The organism is Hydrogenophaga sp. ZJX-1 (genome assembly GCF_048590325.1).
GTDB lineage: Bacteria > Pseudomonadota > Gammaproteobacteria > Burkholderiales > Burkholderiaceae_C > Hydrogenophaga.
This window is the reverse complement of sequence record NZ_JBMBRA010000007.1, coordinates 22,945-45,802: the sequence shown is the minus strand read 5'-3', so window position 1 is coordinate 45,802 and position 22,858 is coordinate 22,945. Positions and strand designations below refer to the sequence as shown.

At 63.8% G+C, this 22,858-nt stretch carries 24 protein-coding genes; 9 read left to right on the top strand and 15 right to left on the bottom strand.

Annotated elements, in window-relative coordinates; all coding sequences use genetic code 11:
• Positions 1 to 32 precede the first annotated feature (32 nt).
• Together ACN5W5_RS18990 and ACN5W5_RS18985 are read left to right on the top strand one after the other, a co-directional pair.
• On the top strand, positions 33 to 542 hold the full coding sequence (locus tag ACN5W5_RS18990; RefSeq protein ID WP_177139336.1) for an Rrf2 family transcriptional regulator: 510 nt from the start codon (positions 33 to 35) through the stop codon (positions 540 to 542).
• Positions 543 to 585: 43 nt separating this feature from the next.
• Positions 586 to 843 (top strand): DUF2249 domain-containing protein, encoded by a 258-nt coding sequence (locus tag ACN5W5_RS18985; RefSeq protein WP_177139334.1) that lies wholly within the window; start codon positions 586 to 588, stop codon positions 841 to 843.
• Positions 844 to 1,153: 310 nt separating this feature from the next.
• Here the strand turns inward: ACN5W5_RS18985 and ACN5W5_RS18980 are convergent, their stop codons facing one another.
• The 4 genes from ACN5W5_RS18980 to ACN5W5_RS18965 all read right to left on the bottom strand — a co-directional run bounded on the left by ACN5W5_RS18980 (position 1,154) and on the right by ACN5W5_RS18965 (position 4,152).
• Positions 1,154 to 2,302: a DUF3883 domain-containing protein gene (locus ACN5W5_RS18980; RefSeq protein ID WP_420050025.1), complete on the bottom strand. Its 1,149-nt coding sequence runs from the start codon at positions 2,300 to 2,302 to the stop codon at positions 1,154 to 1,156.
• 235 nt (positions 2,303 to 2,537) lie between these two features.
• Positions 2,538 to 3,041: a DUF3616 domain-containing protein gene (locus tag ACN5W5_RS18975; RefSeq protein ID WP_420050024.1), complete on the bottom strand. Its 504-nt coding sequence runs from the start codon at positions 3,039 to 3,041 to the stop codon at positions 2,538 to 2,540.
• Positions 3,042 to 3,461, bottom strand: coding sequence for a hypothetical protein (locus ACN5W5_RS18970; protein WP_420050023.1), 420 nt, complete (start codon positions 3,459 to 3,461; stop codon positions 3,042 to 3,044). It lies immediately after the preceding gene.
• Between the two features lie 97 nt (positions 3,462 to 3,558).
• On the bottom strand, positions 3,559 to 4,152 hold the full coding sequence (locus ACN5W5_RS18965) for a nucleotidyltransferase family protein (RefSeq protein WP_420050022.1): 594 nt from the start codon (positions 4,150 to 4,152) through the stop codon (positions 3,559 to 3,561).
• 29 nt (positions 4,153 to 4,181) lie between these two features.
• Between ACN5W5_RS18965 and ACN5W5_RS18960 the strand changes: the two genes are divergently transcribed.
• Positions 4,182 to 4,478: a hypothetical protein gene (locus tag ACN5W5_RS18960; protein WP_420050021.1), complete on the top strand. Its 297-nt coding sequence runs from the start codon at positions 4,182 to 4,184 to the stop codon at positions 4,476 to 4,478.
• A gap of 225 nt (positions 4,479 to 4,703) precedes the next feature.
• On the opposite strand, the gene ACN5W5_RS18955 is transcribed toward ACN5W5_RS18960, so the two are convergent.
• The 9 genes from ACN5W5_RS18955 to ACN5W5_RS18915 form a co-directional block, all read right to left on the bottom strand.
• A complete protein-coding gene (locus ACN5W5_RS18955; protein WP_420050020.1) occupies positions 4,704 to 5,588 on the bottom strand; it encodes a hypothetical protein in 885 nt (294 codons plus the stop codon).
• Positions 5,589 to 5,750: 162 nt separating this feature from the next.
• Positions 5,751 to 6,452: a VOC family protein gene (locus ACN5W5_RS18950; RefSeq protein WP_420050019.1), complete on the bottom strand. Its 702-nt coding sequence runs from the start codon at positions 6,450 to 6,452 to the stop codon at positions 5,751 to 5,753.
• 19 nt (positions 6,453 to 6,471) lie between these two features.
• A complete protein-coding gene (locus ACN5W5_RS18945; protein WP_420050018.1) occupies positions 6,472 to 7,254 on the bottom strand; it encodes a hypothetical protein in 783 nt (260 codons plus the stop codon).
• Between the two features lie 72 nt (positions 7,255 to 7,326).
• Positions 7,327 to 8,646, bottom strand: a complete 1,320-nt coding sequence (locus ACN5W5_RS18940) for an enoyl ACP reductase FabMG family protein (protein ID WP_420050017.1) — start codon at positions 8,644 to 8,646, stop codon at positions 7,327 to 7,329.
• 175 nt (positions 8,647 to 8,821) lie between these two features.
• Complete coding sequence (locus ACN5W5_RS18935; RefSeq protein ID WP_420050016.1) at positions 8,822 to 9,688, bottom strand: shikimate dehydrogenase family protein; 867 nt, start codon at positions 9,686 to 9,688, stop codon at positions 8,822 to 8,824.
• An 88-nt stretch (positions 9,689 to 9,776) separates the two neighbouring features.
• Positions 9,777 to 10,793, bottom strand: coding sequence for a TRAP transporter substrate-binding protein (locus ACN5W5_RS18930; RefSeq protein WP_420050015.1), 1,017 nt, complete (start codon positions 10,791 to 10,793; stop codon positions 9,777 to 9,779).
• A 72-nt stretch (positions 10,794 to 10,865) separates the two neighbouring features.
• On the bottom strand, positions 10,866 to 12,143 hold the full coding sequence (locus tag ACN5W5_RS18925) for a TRAP transporter large permease (RefSeq protein ID WP_420050014.1): 1,278 nt from the start codon (positions 12,141 to 12,143) through the stop codon (positions 10,866 to 10,868).
• Complete coding sequence (locus tag ACN5W5_RS18920) at positions 12,140 to 12,649, bottom strand: TRAP transporter small permease (protein ID WP_420050013.1); 510 nt, start codon at positions 12,647 to 12,649, stop codon at positions 12,140 to 12,142. Before ACN5W5_RS18920 ends, ACN5W5_RS18925 begins: the two co-directional genes overlap by 4 nt.
• Positions 12,650 to 12,669: 20 nt before the next feature.
• Positions 12,670 to 13,179, bottom strand: coding sequence for a gluconokinase (locus ACN5W5_RS18915; RefSeq protein WP_420050012.1), 510 nt, complete (start codon positions 13,177 to 13,179; stop codon positions 12,670 to 12,672).
• Between the two features lie 180 nt (positions 13,180 to 13,359).
• Between ACN5W5_RS18915 and ACN5W5_RS18910 the strand changes: the two genes are divergently transcribed.
• On the top strand, positions 13,360 to 14,403 hold the full coding sequence (locus ACN5W5_RS18910) for a LacI family DNA-binding transcriptional regulator (protein ID WP_420050011.1): 1,044 nt from the start codon (positions 13,360 to 13,362) through the stop codon (positions 14,401 to 14,403).
• A gap of 107 nt (positions 14,404 to 14,510) precedes the next feature.
• On the opposite strand, the gene ACN5W5_RS18905 is transcribed toward ACN5W5_RS18910, so the two are convergent.
• On the bottom strand, positions 14,511 to 15,593 hold the full coding sequence (locus ACN5W5_RS18905) for a YadA family autotransporter adhesin (protein WP_420050010.1): 1,083 nt from the start codon (positions 15,591 to 15,593) through the stop codon (positions 14,511 to 14,513).
• A 200-nt stretch (positions 15,594 to 15,793) separates the two neighbouring features.
• The gene (locus ACN5W5_RS18900; protein WP_420050009.1) at positions 15,794 to 16,945 is read right to left on the bottom strand and encodes a hypothetical protein; all 1,152 of its coding nucleotides are present in this window, start codon (positions 16,943 to 16,945) and stop codon (positions 15,794 to 15,796) included.
• A gap of 766 nt (positions 16,946 to 17,711) precedes the next feature.
• Between ACN5W5_RS18900 and ACN5W5_RS18895 the strand changes: the two genes are divergently transcribed.
• The 5 genes from ACN5W5_RS18895 to ACN5W5_RS18875 all read left to right on the top strand — a co-directional run bounded on the left by ACN5W5_RS18895 (position 17,712) and on the right by ACN5W5_RS18875 (position 22,849).
• Entirely contained in the window at positions 17,712 to 19,019 is a 1,308-nt protein-coding gene (locus tag ACN5W5_RS18895) for an ABC transporter substrate-binding protein (protein WP_420050008.1), read from the top strand.
• A 182-nt stretch (positions 19,020 to 19,201) separates the two neighbouring features.
• Positions 19,202 to 20,062, top strand: coding sequence for a carbohydrate ABC transporter permease (locus ACN5W5_RS18890; RefSeq protein WP_420050007.1), 861 nt, complete (start codon positions 19,202 to 19,204; stop codon positions 20,060 to 20,062).
• 7 nt (positions 20,063 to 20,069) lie between these two features.
• Positions 20,070 to 20,900 (top strand): carbohydrate ABC transporter permease, encoded by an 831-nt coding sequence (locus ACN5W5_RS18885; RefSeq protein WP_420050006.1) that lies wholly within the window; start codon positions 20,070 to 20,072, stop codon positions 20,898 to 20,900.
• A 142-nt stretch (positions 20,901 to 21,042) separates the two neighbouring features.
• Positions 21,043 to 22,086, top strand: a complete 1,044-nt coding sequence (locus ACN5W5_RS18880; RefSeq protein WP_420050005.1) for an ABC transporter ATP-binding protein — start codon at positions 21,043 to 21,045, stop codon at positions 22,084 to 22,086.
• A 28-nt stretch (positions 22,087 to 22,114) separates the two neighbouring features.
• Complete coding sequence (locus ACN5W5_RS18875) at positions 22,115 to 22,849, top strand: SDR family oxidoreductase (protein ID WP_420050004.1); 735 nt, start codon at positions 22,115 to 22,117, stop codon at positions 22,847 to 22,849.
• Positions 22,850 to 22,858: the final 9 nt, after the last annotated feature.

The window sequence follows — 22,858 nt, the reverse complement described above, 5'->3', positions numbered from 1 at the left end:
GAAATATACTTCGTGCCTCTTTAGGGGTTTCCATGCGACTAGCCGAGTACACCGACTACACCTTGCGCGTGCTGATGTATTGCGCGGCCCGCCCGCATCAGATGGTGACCATCAGCGAACTGGCCGAACAACATGGGGTGTCCAGGAACCACCTGATGAAGATCGTCACCGACCTCGGCCGCCAGGGCGTGCTGGAAACCACGCGTGGCCGCGGCGGCGGACTGCGCCTGCTGAAAGACCCGGCCCAGCTGCGCATCGGGGACGTGGTGCGCGCCTCGGAGACCGACTTCCGCCTGGTCGAGTGTTTCGACCCGGGCTCCAACCAGTGCACGCTGTCGCCGACCTGCCGCCTGAAAGGCCTGTTCAACGCCGCGCTGGGGGCCTACTTCAAGGAACTTGACGGCATGACGCTGGCCGACATGGTCGAGCCCGCAGCGGCGCCGGCCAAGGGACGCGCCCTGTCGCCGGGGCTGGCTCCGGTGGTGGCGCCCCGCAGCCTTCGCAAGCCCGCCAGCAAGGCCAAGCCCTCCCCCACCGCCTGACGCCTGGCGCCGGGTCCCTCCACCGTCCACCCAAGGAACCAACATGTCACAAGCTCACGCACACCTGTCACCCGACGCCATCTACCCGTTCGACGCCCGCGGCGTGGCCAAACGATTCCGGCACGCCGCCATCTTCGGCGCGCTCGACAGCCTGCAGCCGGGCGAGACCATGCGATTCGCCAACGACCACGACCCCCTGCCCCTGCTGTCGCAGATGGCGCAGCGCTACGGCGACCGCATCGCCGTGGCATACCGGCAGCGCGAGCCAGGCGCGATCGTGATCGACTTCAGCGTGCTTTGAACGGTTGTGGCGGTGCGGCCCGGCCATGAGGCTCGGGGCACCATGAAGATCCATCGCCAGCGCAGAGGCCGTGGGACGGGAACGCAGCGCAAAAACCGCTGGGAGGCTGCTTGGTTGCGCGCCACTGTTGCCGCGCGCTGAGCGGGCGTTCTGCTGTTCCTGACAACGGACCGGCCGGCGGGTACCGGCCAACTGCTGACCCTCCTTCTCGCCAAAAACCGTCATCAACATGACCGATAAAGTTCGTGAGCTGCCTGCCTGCTAGTTGTTCCTGTTGCTGGAGGGTGGCCTCTGAATACAGCGAACGCGCCTATTTCTCAGAGCGCCTAAAGTCGAAGCGAACCACGTATGCCGCAGGCAACATCTCGCTCTGCTGGTAGAGCTCATCTGCACGTATCGGCCGCAATTCAAAAGGTTTTCCATCCGTATCAAAGAACACCAGATAGAAGAAATATGCTTCTTGGTGTTCGTCTGACGTGGAGACGATGTGCTCGTTATCTGACAAGAAAAACCGATGACCTTTGCCACCGGGAAGCTTGCCAACCGCTTTGACCTCGATGAACCGCTTCTGCTTCGGTGACGTATGTGAGAGGAAGTCATAACCATAGCCGGGCCGGTCTCGGCGATCATCAATCTTGGACGCAAGTTCCGTATAGCCAATCCCCTCAAGGCGTCGTCTTTCCCATTCAAGAGCATACGCCTCCGCCGCCTTGCCGATTCTGTCTCGCTGTCCTTGGATATCCTCGAAATTGACCTTGCGGTGGTTCTTTTTCTTGGGAGCAAGAATGGTCGCCACCGATTTTTTTCCATCATTTGGAAAATAGGTTCTGTACAGAAACGACATGAACTTGGGGTTGCTCCAAGTTCGAGTCGTCGTGTTCGAGAGCTTGACGCTCAACAACCGATGCTGATATTCGCTGGATGGACGATCATTTCCACAGCCAAGCTCTGCTCCGAGTGTCTCCAGATGGTCTGCGCTACAGACGTTAAGGAATTTGTCCGCAAAGTAGAGGCTCAGAATTTTGGCCTTGAACATCTGCGACAGCGGGTTTTTGTCAATCTCCGAAAAATCCAATTGAGCCGCTTGTCCAAGTTTAATTAGCTGCAAAAGGGCCGTCTTCACGGAACGAAATGCATCATCTCGTGTATTCCCAAATCGGCGCGTGAAGCGGTATTTCTTTTGAAGATCAGTTTTCGTCTTTCCGAAGTAGATGCCGAACTTTTCGGACGTTGCCCCTTGGATGTTTGCCCATGGCCGCGTTTTAGCCTCGACGTGCGCACAAAACGTCGGTCGTTGGTGACCAATGACGTAATTGTCGAGTTCCAAGTGCGAAAGACTCTTTAACGGAAACGCTTTTAGGAATTCTCCACGTGCCTGCGCAGCAATGTCCTCATGAGTCACGTCATAAGCACTCTCGAAAGCACGCAGCTGCGCCTCATTGAACTTATGCCCTACCATTTGTTCTCCCTTTGGTATTCACACATCAAGATCGGCAGCATAGCGACTTTGTGAAACCTGCCGTTGGAACCCTGGCGAATCGTATGACAGGTATGGGTCGAGAGGCGTCTTTGCCGATTCGATCAATCCACCCCAAACCGGTCAGTCGCATCGGACCGGCATGAAGCCACCGGACTAGAAAGCAGCCCTCCCTGGCAGCCCGAGGAAACACTGGCGCTCCGGTGCCGTCAATCGATCAAGAGGCCGTCTGCAGCTGGCCCGGGTCGAGCAGAAGATAGCCAGCAAAGTGCCCGGCGTCCCGGTCGCCGTCGTCGCTGACGATGACGATCCGCTCCAGTCCGCCGACGATGGCTGGGCTCACGCCCTCGGCCTTCTCGATGCCGCCCAAGCCGGGCACCGTGACCCGGTGTGCCGGCGCACCGGGCTCGCCGCTCCAGCGCCACAGGGCAAAGCTGGCCCGTTCGCGTGAAACAGGGCCAGCAATGACCAGATACGCACCCAGGGCGGGAACATAAGACAAACCCCGGATGCCCTGGCCGCCCAGATCCAGTTCTTCGAGCTCGGGCGCGATACGGGGTGCCTCATCCGATTCAAAGAGGGCCGTGGGGTTGACGACACTCGCGATGAGCGCCCGGCCGTCGCGCAACGGGCTGCGGAATCCGATCAGCAGTCGCTTCTGGTCCGGGCTCATTTCAAGGGCTTCGATGTTGAGTCCACCACCGCCTTTGACGTCCCGCACCTAGGCCGCTGCCGCGAGCACAGGGTGTTGCTTCACAAGGGCCTGTTTCAAGCCGTCGACGATCTTGGCGTCGGCCACCCGCGCACCCTCGATCCGGAACCGGACCAGCCTTTCACGGGACTTCTTCTTGCCGCCATCGTCATCGCGCGAGTGCGAGGTGATGGCGTAGACGAACCCTGCCCGGTCGATGGTCAGTCCTTCGAGGTCGTCGAGCTTCCAGAATTCGCTGAACATCTGAAACAGCCCGGCTGTGAGCGCCGCGCTCTCGACACCGCCATCGGCACCCAGGGTGACCAGACTCAAAGGGCGGCTTTTCTCGTCCTCGACAACGAGAAAACGCCCGTCTGGCAGTTGAACGATCGCCGACGGCTCGTAGATGCCGGTCAACGGCTGGAAGGCGGTCGTTGGTTGGTCGGTCATGGGGGCATGTGGACTTGTGCCGTTCAGATGCGCGCCGAGTGTGGTCCCTCAGGCTCGATGAACATGAAGGGGTGGTCGATATCAAGTCGGCGTGCGGTCATGGGCCTCCCTCTTCTTCCGCCGGCACCACGCTCAGCCAGGGCCAGCGTTGCTGGTAGCTGCGCGCCTTGTCGCGGAACATGGCGGGCTGGGCGAAGCGCGGGTTCATGCGCAGGACGCCGCGCTGCAATTCGCCCAGCCCGTTGGGCGCATACAGCGCGCGGGTTTGCACGTCGATGCCCACGCAGGTGCAGGTCACGAGGTAGCGGTCGATGCCGTCGGTGGTGCGGGTGAGTCGGGGGTAGTCGGCCTGAAAGCGGTCGCGGTACCAGAGGTGGACCCGGGCCTGGTTCTTCACCTCGACCTTCACGCCCAGGTCGGCGGTGCTCGCCTGCACCGCCTGGATCACGCGGTCTTCGGCTTCCCACGACAGGTCGTCGCCGTCGAAGTAAAAAACATCGTGGTCATTCACGCCCCAATCCGGCGCCCTGCCCGCCTGCCGGTTCCACACCGCCTGAAACAGGCAGCCGGCGGTGAGGTGGCACTGGGGCAGTCGCAGGCTTTTCAGCCGCTGCAAGAGCTCGGCGTTGATGGGGTTGCTGAGCGCTTGCGCGATGAAGGATGCGGGGGTCAGCCCGCTGGCTGGGGGCATGCCTGTGCGATTCAAGGTGGTGGCCGAGCATGTTACCTGCCGAAGCCGACGCCGCGCTCATGCGCCTGTCACGCTTCTGCGGTGTGGACGAACAAAGCGCGCCCTTCGGCCAGCAACTCATCGCGCCGCTGCGCGCCGACGACCGCTTGCTGGGCATGGCCAGCGCGATCGAAGCGGCCTTTGCCACCGAGCCGGAACTGCGCCGCCCGCTCCCGCAGGAAGCCATACTCGCGCAGGCACAACCAGCCCTGAAAAGCTTGGTGACGCACCCGCCGCATATGGCGGGGATCGCGGGCGACTTCGGAACCGTGCACAAGACAGTGTGAACTGAACCGGGCGGGTCAGAAGTTGGTGGGGCGAACGCTCGCATAGCGGTCGCTGTGCGGCGAATGGGTGACAGCTCGGGTGTTGTTGGGTGGAGTTGTGAGGGTCTGTGAAATCCCGTATAGCAAGGCATATTCCAACATCCATATTGGGCGCTGAATTTTGAGCTTACACAGAGATTTCCTATAGCCATATTCCCATCAATCTGAATTCCGAAGTCGAAATTATCAAATTTTTGATGCAGTGTACGAGGTTGGCGTCTTAGAGAATCTATCGCGCAGGTTTTTCAAGAAGAGCCTATTTAACTCATTATCCGATTTCATTATCGAAAAATACAGGTCTTCCTGTTGTTTATAGACCTTACTTGCATGATCAGAGGATTTTTTCAACCCCGACTTCAGTTTATCAACAACTGCCAGAGTTCTTGACTGATTTCCGTTCATTCCATCACTCAGTGCGAGCATCATAGATATCCCTGATTTCGGATTGGTGATCAACTGCAAAAATATATCATCATCGCGAATTACCCCCTCCAACCCCGACATCGCCTTCATCCTAATTGCTGCAATATTTGAAAACTCTTTATCAACACCCACTACGATTGCAAGCGTCATCCAGCCATCCATATTCTCCCTCTCGCAGGCGATTACTATAGTACTATATTTACCTATTTCATCGAGGGAAATCGTTACCTTATCGACGAATTCACCGTAGTTTTTCGAAGTCGGCATTAGATTTCCATTAATTTCGTCGGATCGTGAATTGCTGGAAAACTCTGCCAGATAGCCGGATGCAATCTTCAACCACCCCTCATAATGAGCAAGACTATTAAGCAATTTTATTCTATTGGAGTTACATTCGGATGATGACTTGATAAGCGGCCGATACAGATCATTTAATGCAAGCTGTCTCAAATTTTCCTCCGCCTTAAAGGACTCAAGTGTAGTGAGCGTTATCCACAGCGTCAGGATAGAAGCAAGGCTTGCTCCAAAGAATGAGGCCGCTCCTGACCTCAACAACTCTGACCACTTATTGTCGTTTAATTTGGAAGACATCTGAGGTTGCAGGTTCTTGACAAGAAGCCTGCGGCGATACGGAAGTTTGATTTTCATGTTGAGCCCCAAAGAAGGGTCGAAGACAGTAGTAATCAGTGGTCATTTACCACCCGTTAAATCCTCATGATAGCTCTATGGGGATTAGCTTGGTTGACTGAAATGACATGGGCTTTTGGTTGCGACAGGTTTTGGAGACTCGTCAAGCTCACGAAAAGGCCGTTAATGCAGTGTTTCCTCGTTCAGCGACACTTCCCATGGCCCGTCGTCGGTGGACACGATATCCAGCACATGGCTTCGTTTCTCGGACCGATCACCCAACAGCAGCCGCAAGCCAAATCGCCCGTCTGGCCGCGCTGCAAAACCGAGAGCGTTGCCCGGCACCACGAGCGAGTGCAGAGGCGCGGATGCCGCGCCGCCTGGCAGCGCCAGCTCCACCGACAGCACCGGGCCGAAGCCCGCCGCGCTTTGCAGGGCGCTACGCCGCGACTCGGGCCAGCCCAGCGGCGCCTCCCGGCCCGGCGAGACGAACAGCATGGGCTGCATCGGGTCGTCGCTGTCGGTGGCGACCGGGATGCTCATGTCCAGTGGCAAATATGGCGGCCGGTAGTCCCAAGTGGGCACGCCCGCGCTGGCGAGATCGCCACGGACCGCGATGCCCAACGGGCAGGTGCCCAGCGTGCGCCATTGGCTGCGCTCCCACAGACGGGTGCGCGCGATAGCCGGGCTGCGGGCTTCGGCTTCGCTGGTGAGCCAGAGCAGTTCGAGGTAGAGGTTGTCGAACGCGAAGCAGACGTTGGCAGTGCCCTGCCCGGGGTGGGCGCGGCGGTAGGTCTCGGTAAGGCCCAGGCGCAGGAGTGCATCGATCTCGGGTCCGCCGGGCTCGATGAACATGAAGAGGTGGTCGATCTCCATGCGGCTCATTCACGCAGCTGGCGCAGTGTCAGCTCGGCGCGTCGCCGCCACCCGGCAGCAAAGCCTTGGCCGCGTCGATGCGCAGGGCCAGCGCGACCGTGGGGTCGTTCATCACGTCGAGCAGGAAGCGGCGCGGGTCCTGGTAGGGGCCTTGCAGGGCGGCGTGTGCGGTCACCGCCGACGATGCCGGGGTGGACAACGCGGTGTGTGCCGTCGTGACCACGGCGGCAACAGGCGCCACGGCCTGCAGTTGCGCCAGCGCCGCCTGCCAGGCTTCCGGCGGGATGCTGGCGAGGCGGCCGAGCTGTTCGGCCTGCGCGTCGTCCGCCGGCTGGAAATCGAGCGAGGGGTCGTCGCCGAACACCGCGGGCAGGTCGGGCGCGACAAAGGCGGACCAGCGGCCGGTGGCGGGCTGCAGGGCGGGAATGCGCGCTGGACCTGGGGACGCCGATGGAACCGCCGCGTCAGGCCAGAGCCGCAGGCGCGCGGGCTTCACGTCGGCCAGGTAACGCTGGCGCAGGCCCTGCAGAAAGGCGGCCGCCTCGGCCACCGGCACCGGTTCGGCCAATGAGAACCAGAGTTCAAACGCGTCGACGCCGTTGACGGCGATGGCCGGGGCCGGCAGTTCCAGGTCGGACTGCACGCCGCGCCACAGGGGCGAGAGTGCGTCCCAGTCGGCCGGGCGGCTGAGCGCGAGCACCAGGGCCCTGACGCGGCCGTCGGCACCGATCAGGCCCAGGGCATCGGCGCTGTCTGGGCCGGCTGCGGGCGGCAGGTAGAGGCGCTGGTATTCGGTTTGCAGTCGGGTCATGCGGGCATGTTACCCGCCGACTGCGCTGTCGCCGCGCCCTCCGCGGGGCGCTGCGACCCCGCGTGGTCGCACTCAGGCGTGCGTCTGGTTGAGCTGGCGGGCGATGATGTCGTGGTTGAGCCAGAGCACCGGGCCGCCGGGTTCCGAACACTCGCGGAACATCAGGGCGCCCGAGGCTTCGATCACGAGCGCGCTGAGCAGGTCGGTGATGAGCGCGCTGCGCTCCTTGTGCAGCGCGACCATGTCATCGGAGGCGCCGATCATCAGGTCGGCCAGGCCCTGGCTGTTGGGCATGGGCCAGGCGGCGAAGTCGCCGTAGCCCTTCATCACGTCGCTGGCGTAGAAGTCGGCGATGCGCTGCATCACCACGGCCAGGCCGGCCTCGCCATCGTTCAGCAAACCGGCACAGGCGGCCCACTGGGCTTCGGCCCAGGCGCCGCCGTTTTCCTTGCGCAGGGCGCGCAGCAGCGAGAACAGGGGCAGCTCCACGCCGGCAAAGATGTCCGACGAGTTGGTGCGGATCTCGGGGCAGTTGAAGACGGTGGCGCGAACGCCCCGCTCCCAGGCGGCCTGGGCGATGCGCTCCAGGCGCATCTTGGCGTAGCCCTGGGTGTAGTTGCTGTAGGTCTGCCACTGGTATTCATCACCGATGAGGATGCCGGTGCCGTGGTAGCCGTAGGCGCTGTAGCGGACCTGGCCGCCGCTGCGCTCGGCGCGCTCGCGGATGGCGGCGCTGGCTTCGATGAGGTGGCCAAAGGTGTTGGCCGACACTTCGTCGAAGTTCTGCAGGATGAGCTTGCCCAGGTCGCTGTCGAGCAGCACCTGCGAAGACTGGTGGCGCTCGCCACGGCCTTTGTAGACGCGGTTGGCGATGGCGAGGAAGACCTTGGCCTTGGGGATGCCGCCGGCCATGGTGTGGGCGAAGAAGACGTTGCGGCCGTCGGGGATCATGCCGTCGAGCGTGGCCATGACCTGGGCCAGGGAGGTCTTGAAGCGCTCGACGCCGATCTCGCGGCATTGGGCGATGTGGTCCCAGTCGAGCTTGTCTTCGGTCCAGGACTTGAGGGTGAGCTTGCCCAGCATTTCGGTGGGCGTGGGCGTGCCGGCGGGCGCGTCCATGTCAAAACCGGCCATCAGGGGCACGTTGATGATCTTGCCGCCCAGGTTGTCTTCGGCGGCGGCGAGTTCTTCGTCGTTCAGCGGGCGCAGCGTGCCGTCGGCCTCCCGGCGGCCCACGGTGATGCCGATGATGCTCATGCCGGCCTTGCGTGCTTCGGCGACGAGGCCGTTGGCATAGCCGCGGCCGAAAAGCTCACCGAACAGCACGAACACGTCGCCGGCGCGAAAGATGTTTTTCTGGGGGAGTTGATTCAGGGCGATAGGACCGTTCATGTCGATTCTGTGGGTGTTTGAAGAGGGAGCACCGCGGCTTGGGCCGCGTCGGTCAGGCAGTCGGGAGCGGTTTGGGCCACCCCCAACCAGAGGACCGTTTGAGGGGCGTACTCTACCGGAGAGCGAGGGCCAACGTTTCCGGTCGGTTTCCGGCGCTTCGGCAGGTGGTGGGACTTCAGAGCGTGTTGGCGGTCTCCCTGAGACCCAGCACATGCTCCAGCTCGCGGCGCATGACGCTGCGGTCCACGTCCACCCCGGACCAGAGCCGGATGGCGATGGCGCCCTGGTTCACCAGCATGTCCAGCCCGTCGAGCACGGTGCAGCCGGCGGCTTCGGCGGTGCGGATCAGGTGGGTGCGTGGCGGGTTGGGGATGGCGTCGGCCACCACCATGCCGGGGCGCAAGGTGGCCCAGTCCACGTCGAGCTGCTCGTCCACGCCGGGCGCCAGTCCGATGGACGTCGCGTTGACCACGATGCCGGTGCCCGCCGGGATGGGCATGGCCGGGAGCCAGTGGGCGTATTCGGCGGTGGCGCCGGTCTTGGCGCAGACAAGGTCGGCCAGTTCCTGCCCACGCGGGCGCGAGCGGTTGACCACGGTGATGTGTGCCGCGCCCGCCAGGGCCAGCTCCACCGCCACGGCGCGCGCCGCACCACCGGCGCCGAACAGCGTCACGCGCTGGCCTTCGAGGTCGCACACCGGGCGCAGTGCCTCAATGAACCCCTGGCCATCGGTGTTCTCGCCGATCCACAGCCCGTCGCGCATCACCACGGTGTTGACGGCGCCGATGATCTCCGCCGAGGGCGCCAGCCCGTCCAGGTGCTCGATCACCGTCAGCTTGTGTGGCAACGAGCAGTTGAACCCGGCCCAGCCCATGGCACGCGCGCCGCGCACGGCCGCGGCCAGGTCAATGGGCGCGACCTCGCAATTGACGTAGCGCCATTCGAGCCCGTGGTGCCGGTAGGCGGCTTCGATCATGGCCACGGTGGGGTTCCCGGCTGCGGACTGGGAGAAGGAGCCGGTGAGCGCGTGCAGGAAGTTCATGGCGGGTCCCCGGTGGACGAAGGTGCCCATCAAAACAAAAAAGCCGGCCTTGGGCAAGGCCGGCTTCATCGAGCAGAAGAAAAGGCGCTTACTTGCCGCCGCGCGCCTGGGCCACTGCGCCCTGCACTTCTTTCCACAGGCCTTCGCCCACGTTGGCGGAGATGCTGGCGTTGATGGCGCCCAGCTTGTCACGCATGCGGTTGGCTTCGGCCGGCGACAGTTCGTTGACCTGCATGCCCTTGCTGCGCAGGTCGGCCAGGGCCTTGTCGGCTTCAGCGCGGGTGTCCTGACGCTCAAAATCGCGGCTCTTCTTCGCGGCGTCGAGCAGGACCTTCTGCTCGTCTTTGCTCAGGCCGTCCCACCACTTCTTGCTCACCAGCACGATCCAGGGGCTGTAGACGTGGTTGGTGACGGTCAGGTACTTCTGCACCTCGTAGAACTTGCTGGACAGGATGGTGTTGTACGGGTTCTCCTGGCCGTCGACCGTCTTGGTCTCCAGCGCGGTGAACAGCTCCGAGAACGGCAGCGGCACGGCGTTGGCGCCCAGGGTCTTGAAGCTGTCGATGAACACGTTGTTCTGCATCACGCGCAGCTTGATGCCGTCCATGTCTTCGAGCTTGGTGACGGCGCGCTTGTTGTTGGTGAGGTTGCGGAAACCGTTTTCCCAGTACACCAGACCGACCAGGCCTTTTTCCTGCAGCTTGTCCATCACCTTCTGGCCCACCGGGCCGTCAAGCACGGCGTCGGCTTCTTTGGCGTTGTTGAACAGGAAAGGGGTGTCCCAGATCGCCATTTCCTTGGTGATGCCGACCAGCGTGGCGGTGGAGCCGACCATCATTTCCTGCGCGCCGCCGATCAGGGCCTGCTGCATCTGCACGTCGGAGCCCAGCGCGGCGGCACCGATGGCACGCACCTTCATCTTGTTGCCCGAGGCCTTGGCCACTTCGTCGGTGAACACCTTGGCGGCGCGGCCCTGGTTGGACACCTCGTTGAGGCCGTAGCCGAAGCGGATCAGGCGCGGCTTGATGTCCTGCGCCTGCGCGAAGCCGGCGCCGAGCGTGGCCAGGGTGATGGCGGCCGTGAGAGCGAGTTGCTTAAATTTCATGGGGGGTATCTCCTTCTGGATGGATGGGCACAGGGCCACGGGGGTGAACGGAAAAGAAAAGGGAACAGCGGGTCAGAACATCAGCTTGAGCGGCCACAACACGATGGCCGGGAACACGATCAGCAAGGCCAGCATGGCGAAATACACCGCCAGGAACGGCATCACGCCCTTGATCACCGGCTCCATGCGCAACCGGCCCACGCCGGCCACCACGTTGAGCACCGTGCCCACCGGCGGCGTGAGCAAGCCCAGGCAACCGACGAAGATGAAGACGAAGCCGAAATACACCGGGTCGATGCCGGCCTTGGCGGCCAGCGGTGCGAGCACCGGCGCCAGGATCAGGATGGTGGGTGTGAGGTCCATCACCATGCCCACGGCCAGCAGGAACAGGCAGACCACGGCCATGAACAGCATGGGGCTCTGCAGCAGCGGGCCCATGCTCTCGGCGAGCTGGCTCGGCAGGTCGGCCAGGGTGATCATGTAAGAGGCAGCCGTGGCTGCGCCGCAGAGGAACATCACCACGCCGGTGGTGCGCGCGGCGTCCACCAGCACGCGGTACAGGCGCTGCAGGTTCAGCTCGCGGTAGATGAAGGTGGCCACCAGCAGGGCGTACACCGCGGCGACCACGGCCGCCTCGGTGGGCGTGAAGAAGCCGAAGCGCAGGCCGCCGATGATGATCACCGGCATCATCAGCGCCCAGGCGCTTTCACCCAGCACGCCACGCCGTTCGACCCAGCTGCTCTTCTCGGCCACCGGCAGCTGCTTCTTGCGCGCAATGCCACGCCACACCATCACCAGCGCCACCGCCATCAGGATGCCGGGCACGATGCCGGCCAGGAACAGCTTGCTGATCGAGGTGTTGGTCGTCACGCCGTAGATCACCATCGGCATGGACGGCGGCACGATGGGCGCGATGATGCCGCCCGAGGCGATCAGGCCGGCGCTCGATCCGTCGGGGTAGTGCTGCTTGCGCATCATCGGCAGCAGCAGCGTGGCCAGCGCGGCGGTGTCGGCGATGGCCGAGCCGCTCATGGACGCCAGCATCAGCGAGGCCGCGATCGCGACATAGCCCAGGCCACCGGGGATGTGGCCCACCAGCGAACGCGCCAGATCGATGATGCGGCGGCTCAGGCCACCGGCGTTCATCAGTTCGCCGGCCAGGATGAAGAAGGGCACCGCCAGCAGCGGGAAGCTGTCGAAGCCGGCCTGCACGTTTTGCGCGAGCAACTGCGCGTCGAAGAAGTCCAGGTGCACCATCAGCGCCAGCGCGGTCAGCATGAGCGCAAACGCGATGGGCACGCCCACCGTCATGGTGGCGAACAGCACCAGCAGAAAGATCGCGACGGTCATGTCCGTGCTCCTTCATCGGTGTGGCCGGCGTCCGGCGGCGTGTGGCCGCGCAGCTCGTTCCAGCTTTGCAGCAGCAGGAGCAGCGCCATGCAGCAGCCCATCACCAGCGTGCCCGCAGCGCCCAGGGCCAGCGGGTAGTTCATCACCGGACTGCGGCTTTCCATGCCCACCAGCACCTGTGCCCAGGAGCCCGTGATCAGGTAGAAGAGCGCGAGCGCCATCAGGCCGCGCGACAGCCAGCGACACAGCGCAGCGGGCACCCCGTGCAGGCGCTCGGTCACGAGATCGAAGCCGAGGTGCTGGCGATCGCCGAAGGCCAGCGTGGCCGACAGGCAGACCAGCCAGACGAACAGCAGGCGCGACAGCTCTTCCGAAACCACCCAGCCCGTTCCCCAGAAATAGCGCAGCACGACATTGCCGAACACCGCGATCACCATGCCCAGCAGGCTCAGGGCCATGAGGGCCTCGACCACGTTCCGGATGGAGGAATAAATGACTTTGCTCATACCAGTCTCCATGCCAGCCTTCATGCCGGGACGTTCAACCATTCAGCGGTCTGCTCCACCAGCGCCTGGAGCGGGGTGGTGGCGTCCAGCCGCAGGACACCGGGTTCACCGCTCGGATCTTCAAGCGTGGCGAACTGGCTGTCGACGAGTTTGCTGTTGAAAAAATGGGCCGAGCGCTCTGCCACCCGTGCCCGTGCCGTGTCGGGGGTGATGTGGAGGAAGGCGAAGCGCAGACTTGGGGCGGCCGCGCGCAACTGGTCGCGATAGGTCCGGCGCAGGGCCGAGCAGGTCAGGACGATGTCGCCGGGCGCGTTCTGGAGCAATCCGGCCAGCGTGGCCAGCCAGCCGGCGCGGTCGGCATCGGTCAGGGCGACACCCTGCCGCATCTTGTCGCGGCTTTCCGGGCTGTGGTAGTCATCGCCTTCGATGAGATCGCCGCCCAGCCGTTCGGCCAGGGCGGAGCCCAGGCTGGACTTGCCGCAACCGGCAACGCCCATGACCACGAGGCGAACATGTTGTGAATCATTCATTTTAAGATAGCGCTATCTCAGTGCTGTCAAAAAAGGCGCCCACACATGGACGCCCGGGGTCTCGTCGAGGGAACGCAGTGGAATCTGCAGCACAATGTCAGGCTTAGCCTGCTTGGCACCGTTGACAAGATAGCGCTATCTTACGAGTCCGCGCCCTTTTGAAACTCGGTATTTACCCTGATGCCCTCTTCGCCCGCCCCACCATCCCCGTCGACCCGCCGCCGAGCCACCGGACGCGTCACCCTGGCCGATGTCGCATCGCTGGCCGGGGTGAGCCCGATCACGGTTTCGCGTGCCCTGCGGGGGGAGCCCACGGTGGCGCCGGCCCTGGTGGCCAAGGTACGGGAAGCGGCTGACCAGCTGCGCTACGTGCCGGATCCGGCGGCCCGGGCGCTGGCTTCACGGCACAGCTCGCACGTGGCGGTGCTGATTCCGATGCTGTCGAACACCTTGTTCGTCGACCTGCTGGAGGCCATCCAGAAGACGCTGCGCCCGGCTGGGTATCAGACGCTGTTCGGTATCACCCACTACGATCCGGACGAAGAAGAGCAACTGCTGCGCGAGCAACTGCAGCACCGGCCTGCCGGCCTGCTGGTCACGGGGATGGACCACAACCTCGCCACGAAGGAGTTGATGGCCCGCAGCGGCGTGCCCTGCGTGTACCTGATGGAACTGGATGCGTCGCCAGACGCGTACTGCGTGGGCTTCTCGCAGATGGAGGCCGGTGAAGCCATGACGAGCCACCTGCTCGACAAGGGGCATCGGCGCATTGCCTTCGTCGCGGCACAGCTCGACCCGCGCACCCTGCAACGCGCCGAAGGCTACCGCCGTGCGATGCGGGCGGCAGGCGCATACGACCCGTCGCTGGAGCTGCTGGACCCCCGCCCCTCTTCCATGGCGCTGGGCGGCGAGTTGTTTGCCGCCGTGCGCCAGTCACATCCGGGTTGCGATGCCATCTTCTTCTGCAACGACGACCTGGCGCAAGGCGGCCTGCTGGCTGCGCTCCGCATGGGGGTGAAAGTGCCCAGTGAAGTGGCGATGGCGGGCTTCAACGACCTGTCGGGCAGCGACCAGATGGTGCCCCCGCTCACCAGCGTGGCCACCCCCCGCGGTGCCATTGGTGAGGCCAGTGCGCAGATGTTGCTGCAGCTGATGCGCGGCGAACAACCGCCGCAGCAGGTCATCGACCTGGGGTTCGCGCTGGCGGTGCGCGAGAGCACGTAGGCAACACCACGCCGGGCCTGCCGCGGCAGAAAAAAAAGGGAGCCGCTGACGAACTCCCTTCGATCCCAAGGCGCCGATGTCTGGGTCACAGACCAGCGCTGGCCGGGTCAGAACTCGAAACCGGCACCCACCTTCACCAGGTGGCGGCTGTTGGAGCCCATGCCCACGCCACCACTGAACACCCAGTCCGGCGTTGGGCGGTGTGCAATTGAAATCCCCAAGGCCGCCTGTCCGCCATACCCTGCAACACCCGCGTTCACGGTGGTCTTGCCCACCGCGGAAGGCAGCAGAGGGTCGATGGCGGCTGCTTGTGCAATGCCGGCATAGGCTTCCTTGCGCAGGGCCGAAATCTGGCTGCTCAGCAGCGCAACCTGACCGTCGGTGTAAGCCCTGGCGCTGCTGAGCGTTTGGGCAGCCGTCTGGTCGGTGTAGGCGGTGGCGGCCTTCAACGTGCGGGCATCGCCGACGTCGGCGTAATCATTCGCCGCTTCGAGCGTCGAGGCATTGGTCGACTGCAGCTGTGACAGGTTCACCGCATCGGTCGCGTTGACACCGGCTGCCACGTTGGTGATGCGGCGCTCGTTGCCAGCGCTGCCCACGGATACCGTGTTGGCGGCAGAGGTGGTGGAGTTGGTGCCGATGGCCACCGCATTGGTGTGGGTGGCCGTGGCGCCATTGCCAATGGCGATGGCGTTCTCGGCCGAGGCGTTGGAACTGGTGCCGATGCTGATGGTGTTGCTGGCCGTGATGTTCTGGCCAGCGTTGCGACCGATCGCGATGTTGTTGTCACCGGTGACGTGCTGGCCCGCGGCCGCACCGTTGGCCAGATTGTGATCGCCCTGGACATCACGACCGGAATGGACGCCTGTCGCCGTGTTGCCGTTGCCAGAGACGTTGGAGCCCGCCTCAAAGCCGGTGGCTGTGTTCCGCAGCCCTGTGACAGACTGACCGGCAGAGGCCCCTGTCGCGGTGTTGCCGTCGCCGGTAACGTCGGTTCCCGCCTCGAAGCCAACAGCGGTGTTGTCGGTGCCGGCCACGGGAACCCCGGCACCCGTACCGACTGCGGTGTTGTCGGCCAAAGCACTCTTGGAGGCAATCGCCAGCACGATGGCGCTCAGCACCAGCTTGCAGGAAGTGGCAGTTGCGGTGGAGGAGTGGAAAGAGGAAGAGATAGAGGATCGGATTTTCATGGCGGTGACCGCTTTGAAGGTGATAAGGGACGACTCAGGGAGGATGGCAAAGGACAAAGAGCAAAGGAGACGATGGAGCGCAAGCCCATGCCGCTCGCTTCAGGCGCAACCGGCCTTGTGACACCCCCACCGAGAGGGGCATCACCAGAAGAGGCCGCTCAGTCGCCTGAAGGAGCGGAAAGGACATTCCGCTCCCCGGCTCAGTCTTCGTGAGCCTGCAGGATGGCCTGGCGCACTTTGTCTGCCATGTCGGCAATGGCAGCGTCGTCGCCGAAGTCAGCTCCCAGCAACGTCTCCATGGCCTTCACAGTGTCCGTCGTGATCGCCACGGTCTTGTCCGACGCGCTGCCCAGGAGCAATGCGGCAAAGGCCTCATTGGTCATGGACGGGTCAACCACCGCTGTGCCGTTGAAAAGGGTGGAATAGTCACCGTCCAGCACGCCATCCGATGTGAAGTCCTTCAACAGGGCCAGGTTCTCCAGTGGAGAGTCGATCCGGGTTGTGTCATTCAACAGCATGGTGATGGCCTCGTCCAGCGTCAGAGCCTGGTAGACAGAATTACCGGAGACCGCCAGATCGGCCAGGGCAGAAAGTGCCTCCACCAACTGTTTGTCCAGCAGCTTGCCCGGCGCGCGTGCCACGTTCAGGCGGCCCAACTCCACTTCGGGGATACCCTCTTGAGCCCAGACAGGTTTGCCGCCGGTGCTGCCCGTGCCGGCGCCACCGCTGAACCGGGGGCCCTTGGCATCGTTGGGTTCATTGTTGATGCCGCCAGGGCCAGGGGCGCCAGCGCCACCGGTCTGCTTGTTGTCCTGGTAGGACCCTTGGCCGTGAACACCACCGCCCATCTGGCCTTGGCCGCCCTCTTCTGTCGCGGTCGCTGTGGAACCGGGCTTGCCCCCCTGCCCACGGCCACCGCTGCCGCCCGAACCGGCAGAACCCGCCCCCGAGCCTGCAGAGCCGGAGCCGCTGGTCGAGCCCTTGCTGCCGCCCGCGTCGCTGCCACCACCACTGGTGCTGGAACCGCTGCCCGATGTGGACGACGACCCGGAACCGGTGGCAGAACTGCCAGAGCCGCTGTCCGTCCCACTTCCGCTTGCGGCACCGCCTTTGCGGGCCGGGCCACCACTGCCACTGCCACTGCCGCCGCCACTGCCGGCGCCACCACTGCCGGCGCCCATTCCGCCTTTGTCTGCGTCGCCTGAGGATGCATCAGCCGCATGAGCAGCGCTCAAGAAAACGTTGTGATCGGCGTGCGTGATGTCGGCGATCAGGGGGACAGCCAACAGCGTGAACACCGTGGTGCTGCCCAAGGCAATCATCTTCTTGAAACTGAATTTGCGTGCATCCATGCTTTTCTCCTGGTAAGTTGATCGTGCGTGTCAGGTAACGGGGAAGGGAAACGAAGCCTGTTACGTTTGAAGTAACAACTTCTTACCTCCGATTCAATTCTATTCTGGGGGGAGTATCGGAACGGCATATTGATTATGCTCAAAAAATGTTGATCCATCACCAAGTGACGCGATCCAGTTGCCTAGAATTCGGCGGCTCTTTTCGACCCCGAGAGACCCGGAAATCTGGCTGGATTGGTGGTTGAATACACATGTAAATACACACATATCCATCTGCGCACCTGAAAGCGAAGGGGGATGAGCACACCCACCTGGATGCCCGATGCACCCGCGAAATCCAGGGGGCCAGGACGGGCCGGTCCAAACCCGGAAAAGCAGGCAGGGCGTTGTGGACGCGCTCACCCGGTCAAGCCCTTGAGGTGATGGATGGGTTGCGAACGGCTGATGTCGAGCGGTTCATCGCAGAGGAACAGGCGGCTCCGCCCCCCCGCAAAGGGTGCCCAGGCTTCGGCCTGAACGCCGTCGGCCGGCATGAAGGCGATGGCATCGACCTGGAAAGGCTCGACGACCCATCGAGCAGCGGCCCGGACCAGCCATAGCCAAACTTTGCACCGGAATATAGGGTTATTCCCGGCCTACAAATGCAAAGGAGTACAGAAACCACTCCCTGGCGTACAAATTTCGATGGCGTTCGTCTCCAGAATTCCGTCACGGTCAGAAAAAGCCGTCGCACAGACAGTTCCCCCCCATCCACCAGGAGACAAACGTGAAATTCCGCATCGCTTCCGTCCTCACCGCCGCGCTCTTGGGCGCCGGCGTGGCGCACGCCACCACCGAACTCGTGATCGCGACCGTGAACAACGGCCACATGATCGAGATGCAGAAGCTCGGCAAGAACTTCGAGGCCGCCAACCCCGACATCAAGCTCAAATGGGTGACGCTGGAAGAAGGCGTGCTGCGCCAGCGCGTGACGACCGACATCGCCACCCAGGGCGGCCAGTTCGACATCATGACCATCGGCATGTACGAAGCGCCGATCTGGGGCAAGAAAGGCTGGCTCACCGAGCTCAAGACCGACGCCGCCTACGACGTGGACGACCTGCTGCCCGCCGTGCGTGGCGGCCTGACCGTGGGGGGCAAGCTCTACGCAGCCCCGTTCTACGGCGAAAGCTCGATGCTGATGTACCGCAAGGACCTGGCCGACAAGGCCGGCGTGACCGTGCCCGAGCGCCCCACATGGACGCAGGTCGCCGACCTGGCCAAGAAAATCCACAATCCGGCGGCCGGCGTCTACGGCATCTGCCTGCGCGGCAAGCCGGGCTGGGGCGACAACATGGCCTTCCTGTCCACGCTGGTCAACACGCACGGCGGCCAGTGGTTCGACATGCAGTGGAAACCGCAGATCGACACCAAGCCCTGGAAGGATGCGATCACGTTTTACGTCGACCTGCTGAAGAACTACGGCCCGCCCGGCTCGTCGTCCAACAGCTTCAACGAGATCCTGGCACTGACCAACTCGGGCAAGTGCGGCATGTGGATCGACGCCACCATCGCCGCCTCGTTCGTGAGCGATCCCAAACAATCGAAGGTCGCCGACCAGATGGCCTTCGCCCAGGCACCCACCGCCGTGACGCCCAAAGGCGCCAACTGGCTGTGGTCCTGGAACCTGGCCATCCCGGCCGGTTCGAAGAAAGTGGACGCCGCGCAGAAGTTCGTGAGCTGGGCGACCAGCAAGGACTACGTGCAGCTCGTGGCCAAGACCAATGGCTGGGCCAACGTCCCGACCGGCACCCGCAAGAGCACCTACGCATCGCCCGAGTTCCAGAAGGCCGCCCGCTTCGCCGCGGCTGAAAAGGTGGCCATCGACTCGGCCAACCCGACCGACTCGACCCTGCCCAAGAGCCCGTATGTCGGCGTGCAGTTCGCCGCCATCCCCGAGTTCCAGGCGATCGGTATCGCCGTGGGCCAGCAGATGAGCGCTGCGCTGGCCGGCAAGACCTCGGTGGACGCCGCGCTGAAGGCCAGCCAGAACGCGGCCGAGCGGGAAATGAAGAAGGCTGGCTACTACAAGTAAGCCGGTCCGCAAAAGACCCCCTCCCCCTCGGGGGGAGGGCTGGGGTGGGGGCACGCCAGCAGCAGCCCTGTCGGCGACAACCCGGGCGCCGAACCGGCCTCCACCGCTACCCTCCCCCTACGGGGAGTGAGTTTTGAAGCCAAACGGCTTCCGTTCGTTTTTGTCGCCTCCAGGGTCTCCCCATGAACCGACTGCTCCCCCGACTGCTGCTCACGCCCGCCGTGGCCACGCTCTTCCTCTGGATGATCGTGCCGCTGGTGATGACGATCTACTTCAGCGTCATCCGCTACAACCTGATGCAGCCCGACCAGACCGGCTTCATCGGCCTGGAAAACTTCGAATACTTCGTCACCGACCCGTCCTTCGGCACGGCGGTGATCAACACCCTGCTGCTGCTCGGCAGCGTGATCGGGATCACGGTGATTCTTGGCGTGGCGATTGCGCTGCTCATCAACGAGCCATTCGCCGGCCGCGGCCTGGTGCGCGTGTTGCTGATCTCGCCCTTCTTCGTCATGCCCACGGTCAACGCGCTGCTGTGGAAGAACATGATGATGAACCCCATCTACGGCGTGCTCGCGCAGGTGTGGATGTTCTTCGGCGCCACGCCGGTGGACTGGCTGACCGATCACCCCCTGTTCTCCATCATCGTGATGGTGTCGTGGCAGTGGCTGCCCTTTGCCACGCTGATCTTCATGACCGCGCTGCAGAGCATGAACCGCGAGCAGCTCGAAGCCGCGCGCATGGACGGCGCCACCTACGGCCAGCAGCTGCGCTACCTCTACATCCCGCACCTCGGCCGCTCCGTGGCCGTGGTGGTGATGATCGAGATGATTTTCCTGCTCAGCGTGTTCGCCGAGATCTACACCACCACCGGTGGCGGCCCGGGCGACGCGAGCACCAACGTGGCGTTCCTGATCTTCAAGCAGGCGCTGCTCAACTTCGACGCTGGCGTGGCCTCGGCCGGTGCGCTGTTCGCCGTCGTGCTGGCCAACATCGCCGCGATCTTCCTGATCCGCATGGTCGGAAAAAACCTGGACAAGTGAGATCAACATGGCACGTCAATCCACCTTCACCCCCGCCTACGCGGCGCGCACCGTCGGCGCCTGGGCCGTGGCCCTGCTGCTGTTCTTCCCGCTCGGCTGGCTGCTGCTGACCGCGTTCAAGACCGAGCTGCAGGCCATCGCCATCCCGCCGGAGCTGTTCTTTTCGCCCACGCTGGAGAACTTCCACGAGGTGCAGGAACGCAGCGACTACCTGCACTACGCCTGGAACTCGGTGGTCACCAGCGTGGCGTCCACCCTGATCGGGCTGGCCATCGCCGCACCCGCGGCCTACGCCATGGCCTTTCACAAGGGCAAGCGCGACAAGGACATCCTGATGTGGATGCTCTCCACCAAGATGATGCCCGCCGTCGGCGCGCTGGTGCCGATCTACGTGCTGGCGCAGAAGAGCCACCTGCTCGACACCCAGCTCGCGCTGATCATCGTGTTCACACTGTCCAACCTGCCCATCATGGTGTGGATGCTCTATTCGGCCTTCAAGGAGATCCCGAACGAGATCCTGGAAGCCGCGCGCATGGACGGTGCCACGCTCTGGCAGGAGGCCAGCAAGGTGCTGCTGCCGCTGTCGCTCGGTGGCTTCGCGTCCACCGGTCTGCTGTGCCTGGTCTTGAGCTGGAACGAGGCCTTCTGGAGCCTGAACCTCACCGCCGCCCAGGGCGGCACGCTGGCCACGCTGATCGCCAGCTACTCCAGCCCCGAAGGCCTGTTCTGGGCCAAGCTCTCCGCGGCCTCGCTGATGGCGATCGCCCCCATCGTGATCTTCGGCTGGTTCAGCCAGAAACAGTTGGTCCAAGGCTTGACTTTCGGAGCCGTCAAGTGACGGCCCACCCCCGCCGCGCTGCGCGCGACCCCCTCCAGGGGGCGGCTGCTGGCGGCCCGGCAAAGCCGGTTCCGCGGCAGCCCTGGACTGGGCACGCGAATCGTGGCTCTGTAGGTTCAACAGATTTTTGAGGACTACTGAAATGGCTTACCTGCAACTCAAAGGCATCGAAAAATTCTTCGGTGAACACCGCGCCATCAAGGGCATCGATCTCGACATCCAGCAAGGCGAATTCATCGTCTTCGTCGGGCCCTCAGGCTGCGGAAAGTCAACCCTGCTGCGACTGATCGCCGGGCTGGAGCACATCGACGGCGGCACGCTGAGCCTGGAAGGCCGCGACATCACGCACCTGCCGTCGAGCAAGCGCGATCTCGCCATGGTGTTCCAGAGCTACGCGCTGTACCCGCACATGAGCGTGTATGAAAACATGTGCTTCGCGCTCAAGCTGGCCAAGGTCGACCCCAAGGTCATTGACGACAAGGTCAAGCGCGCGGCCGACATCCTGAACCTCACGCCCTACCTGCAGCGCACGCCCAAGGAGCTCTCGGGCGGCCAGCGCCAGCGTGTGGCCATCGGCCGTGCCATCGTGCGCGCGCCCAAGGTGTTCCTGTTCGACGAACCGCTGTCGAACCTCGACGCCGCGCTGCGCGGCCAGACGCGCGTGGAGATCGCCAAGCTGCACCGCGACCTCGGCGCGACCACCATCTACGTGACGCACGACCAGGTAGAAGCCATGACGCTGGCCGACCGCGTGGTGGTGCTGCGCGACGGCGTCATCGAACAGGTGGGCACGCCGCTGGAGCTCTACGACCACCCGGCCAACCAGTTCGTGGCGCAGTTCATCGGCACGCCGCAGATGAACGTGACGCCACTGCAGCAGATGCCGGCGCTGATCCAGCAACAGGCCCCGGCAGGTGCCGTGGGCGGCGCCATCGGCCTGCGGCCCGAGAGCGTGTCCGTGCGCGGCACCGGCGCCACACCGGTGGCCGGCACGGTGGACCTGGTCGAGGCGCTGGGCGCCGAGACGCTGATCTACGTGACAACACCCACCGGCGCGCAGTTCGTGGCGCGCCAGAACGACCGCACCGGCCTGCACGCCGGCGAAACCGTGAGCCTCGACATCGACGCCTCGCAGGCCCACTGGTTCGACACCGCCGGCCGCGTGATCGCCCGCGCGGCCGCGTGACCACCGGACCCCCTTGCCAGCCACTCACATGAACACACCCCTCCCTCTGAGCGGCCAGGTGGCCGCCGTCACCGGCGCGGCGTCGGGCATCGGTTTCGCCAGCGCCCAGGCCCTGGTGGCGGCCGGCGCGATGGTCGTGCTGATCGACCGCGACGCACAAGCCCTGTCCAAAGCCTGCGCAACGCTGGGCGCCGCCGCCCTGCCGCTGGTGATCGACCTGCTGGACCCCGCTCAATGCGCAGCCATGCCCGAGCGCATCCTCGCGCTGGGCGGCCGGCTCGACGTGTTCCACGCCAACGCCGGGCTCTACGTGGGCGGCGATCTGGTGGATGCCAGCGACGACGCCATCGACCGCATGCTCAACCTGAACATCAACGTGGTCATGAAGAACGTGCGTGGCGTGCTGCCCCACATGATCGCGCGCGGCAGCGGCGACATCATCGTCACCAGCTCGCTGGCCGCGCATTTCCCCACGCCCTGGGAACCGGTCTACGCCTCCAGCAAATGGGCCATTGACTGCTTCGTGCAGACCGTGCGCCGCCAGGTGTTCAAACACGGCATCCGCGTCGGCGCCATCTCGCCCGGCCCGGTGATCACCTCGCTGCTGGCCGACTGGCCGGCTGAAAAGCTGGCCGAAGCCAAGGCCAGTGGCAGCCTGATCGAAGCCTCGGAGGTGGCCGATGTCGTGATCTTCATGCTCACCCGCCCACGCGGCATGACGATCCGCGACGTCGTGATGATGCCCACGAATTTTGATCTCTGACCCTGTCTT

Bases quoted from the DNA above. Each gene is read 5' to 3' on its own strand.
- ACN5W5_RS18960 (WP_420050021.1), top strand. From the start codon at position 4,182: ATGTTACCTGCCGAAGCCGACGCCGCGCTCATGCGCCTGTCACGCTTC.
- ACN5W5_RS18945 (WP_420050018.1), bottom strand. From the start codon at position 7,254: ATGACCCGACTGCAAACCGAATACCAGCGCCTCTACCTGCCGCCCGCA.
- ACN5W5_RS18990 (WP_177139336.1), top strand. From the start codon at position 33: ATGCGACTAGCCGAGTACACCGACTACACCTTGCGCGTGCTGATGTAT.
- ACN5W5_RS18905 (WP_420050010.1), bottom strand. From the start codon at position 15,593: ATGAAAATCCGATCCTCTATCTCTTCCTCTTTCCACTCCTCCACCGCA.
- ACN5W5_RS18940 (WP_420050017.1), bottom strand. From the start codon at position 8,646: ATGAACGGTCCTATCGCCCTGAATCAACTCCCCCAGAAAAACATCTTT.
- ACN5W5_RS18980 (WP_420050025.1), bottom strand. From the start codon at position 2,302: ATGGTAGGGCATAAGTTCAATGAGGCGCAGCTGCGTGCTTTCGAGAGT.
- ACN5W5_RS18925 (WP_420050014.1), bottom strand. From the start codon at position 12,143: ATGACCGTCGCGATCTTTCTGCTGGTGCTGTTCGCCACCATGACGGTG.
- ACN5W5_RS18880 (WP_420050005.1), top strand. From the start codon at position 21,043: ATGGCTTACCTGCAACTCAAAGGCATCGAAAAATTCTTCGGTGAACAC.
- ACN5W5_RS18935 (WP_420050016.1), bottom strand. From the start codon at position 9,688: ATGAACTTCCTGCACGCGCTCACCGGCTCCTTCTCCCAGTCCGCAGCC.
- ACN5W5_RS18985 (WP_177139334.1), top strand. From the start codon at position 586: ATGTCACAAGCTCACGCACACCTGTCACCCGACGCCATCTACCCGTTC.
- ACN5W5_RS18885 (WP_420050006.1), top strand. From the start codon at position 20,070: ATGGCACGTCAATCCACCTTCACCCCCGCCTACGCGGCGCGCACCGTC.
- ACN5W5_RS18890 (WP_420050007.1), top strand. From the start codon at position 19,202: ATGAACCGACTGCTCCCCCGACTGCTGCTCACGCCCGCCGTGGCCACG.
- ACN5W5_RS18920 (WP_420050013.1), bottom strand. From the start codon at position 12,649: ATGAGCAAAGTCATTTATTCCTCCATCCGGAACGTGGTCGAGGCCCTC.
- ACN5W5_RS18930 (WP_420050015.1), bottom strand. From the start codon at position 10,793: ATGAAATTTAAGCAACTCGCTCTCACGGCCGCCATCACCCTGGCCACG.
- ACN5W5_RS18900 (WP_420050009.1), bottom strand. From the start codon at position 16,945: ATGGATGCACGCAAATTCAGTTTCAAGAAGATGATTGCCTTGGGCAGC.
- ACN5W5_RS18965 (WP_420050022.1), bottom strand. From the start codon at position 4,152: ATGCCCCCAGCCAGCGGGCTGACCCCCGCATCCTTCATCGCGCAAGCG.
- ACN5W5_RS18955 (WP_420050020.1), bottom strand. From the start codon at position 5,588: ATGAAAATCAAACTTCCGTATCGCCGCAGGCTTCTTGTCAAGAACCTG.
- ACN5W5_RS18915 (WP_420050012.1), bottom strand. From the start codon at position 13,179: ATGAATGATTCACAACATGTTCGCCTCGTGGTCATGGGCGTTGCCGGT.
- ACN5W5_RS18875 (WP_420050004.1), top strand. From the start codon at position 22,115: ATGAACACACCCCTCCCTCTGAGCGGCCAGGTGGCCGCCGTCACCGGC.
- ACN5W5_RS18970 (WP_420050023.1), bottom strand. From the start codon at position 3,461: ATGACCGACCAACCAACGACCGCCTTCCAGCCGTTGACCGGCATCTAC.
- ACN5W5_RS18910 (WP_420050011.1), top strand. From the start codon at position 13,360: ATGCCCTCTTCGCCCGCCCCACCATCCCCGTCGACCCGCCGCCGAGCC.
- ACN5W5_RS18950 (WP_420050019.1), bottom strand. From the start codon at position 6,452: ATGAGCCGCATGGAGATCGACCACCTCTTCATGTTCATCGAGCCCGGC.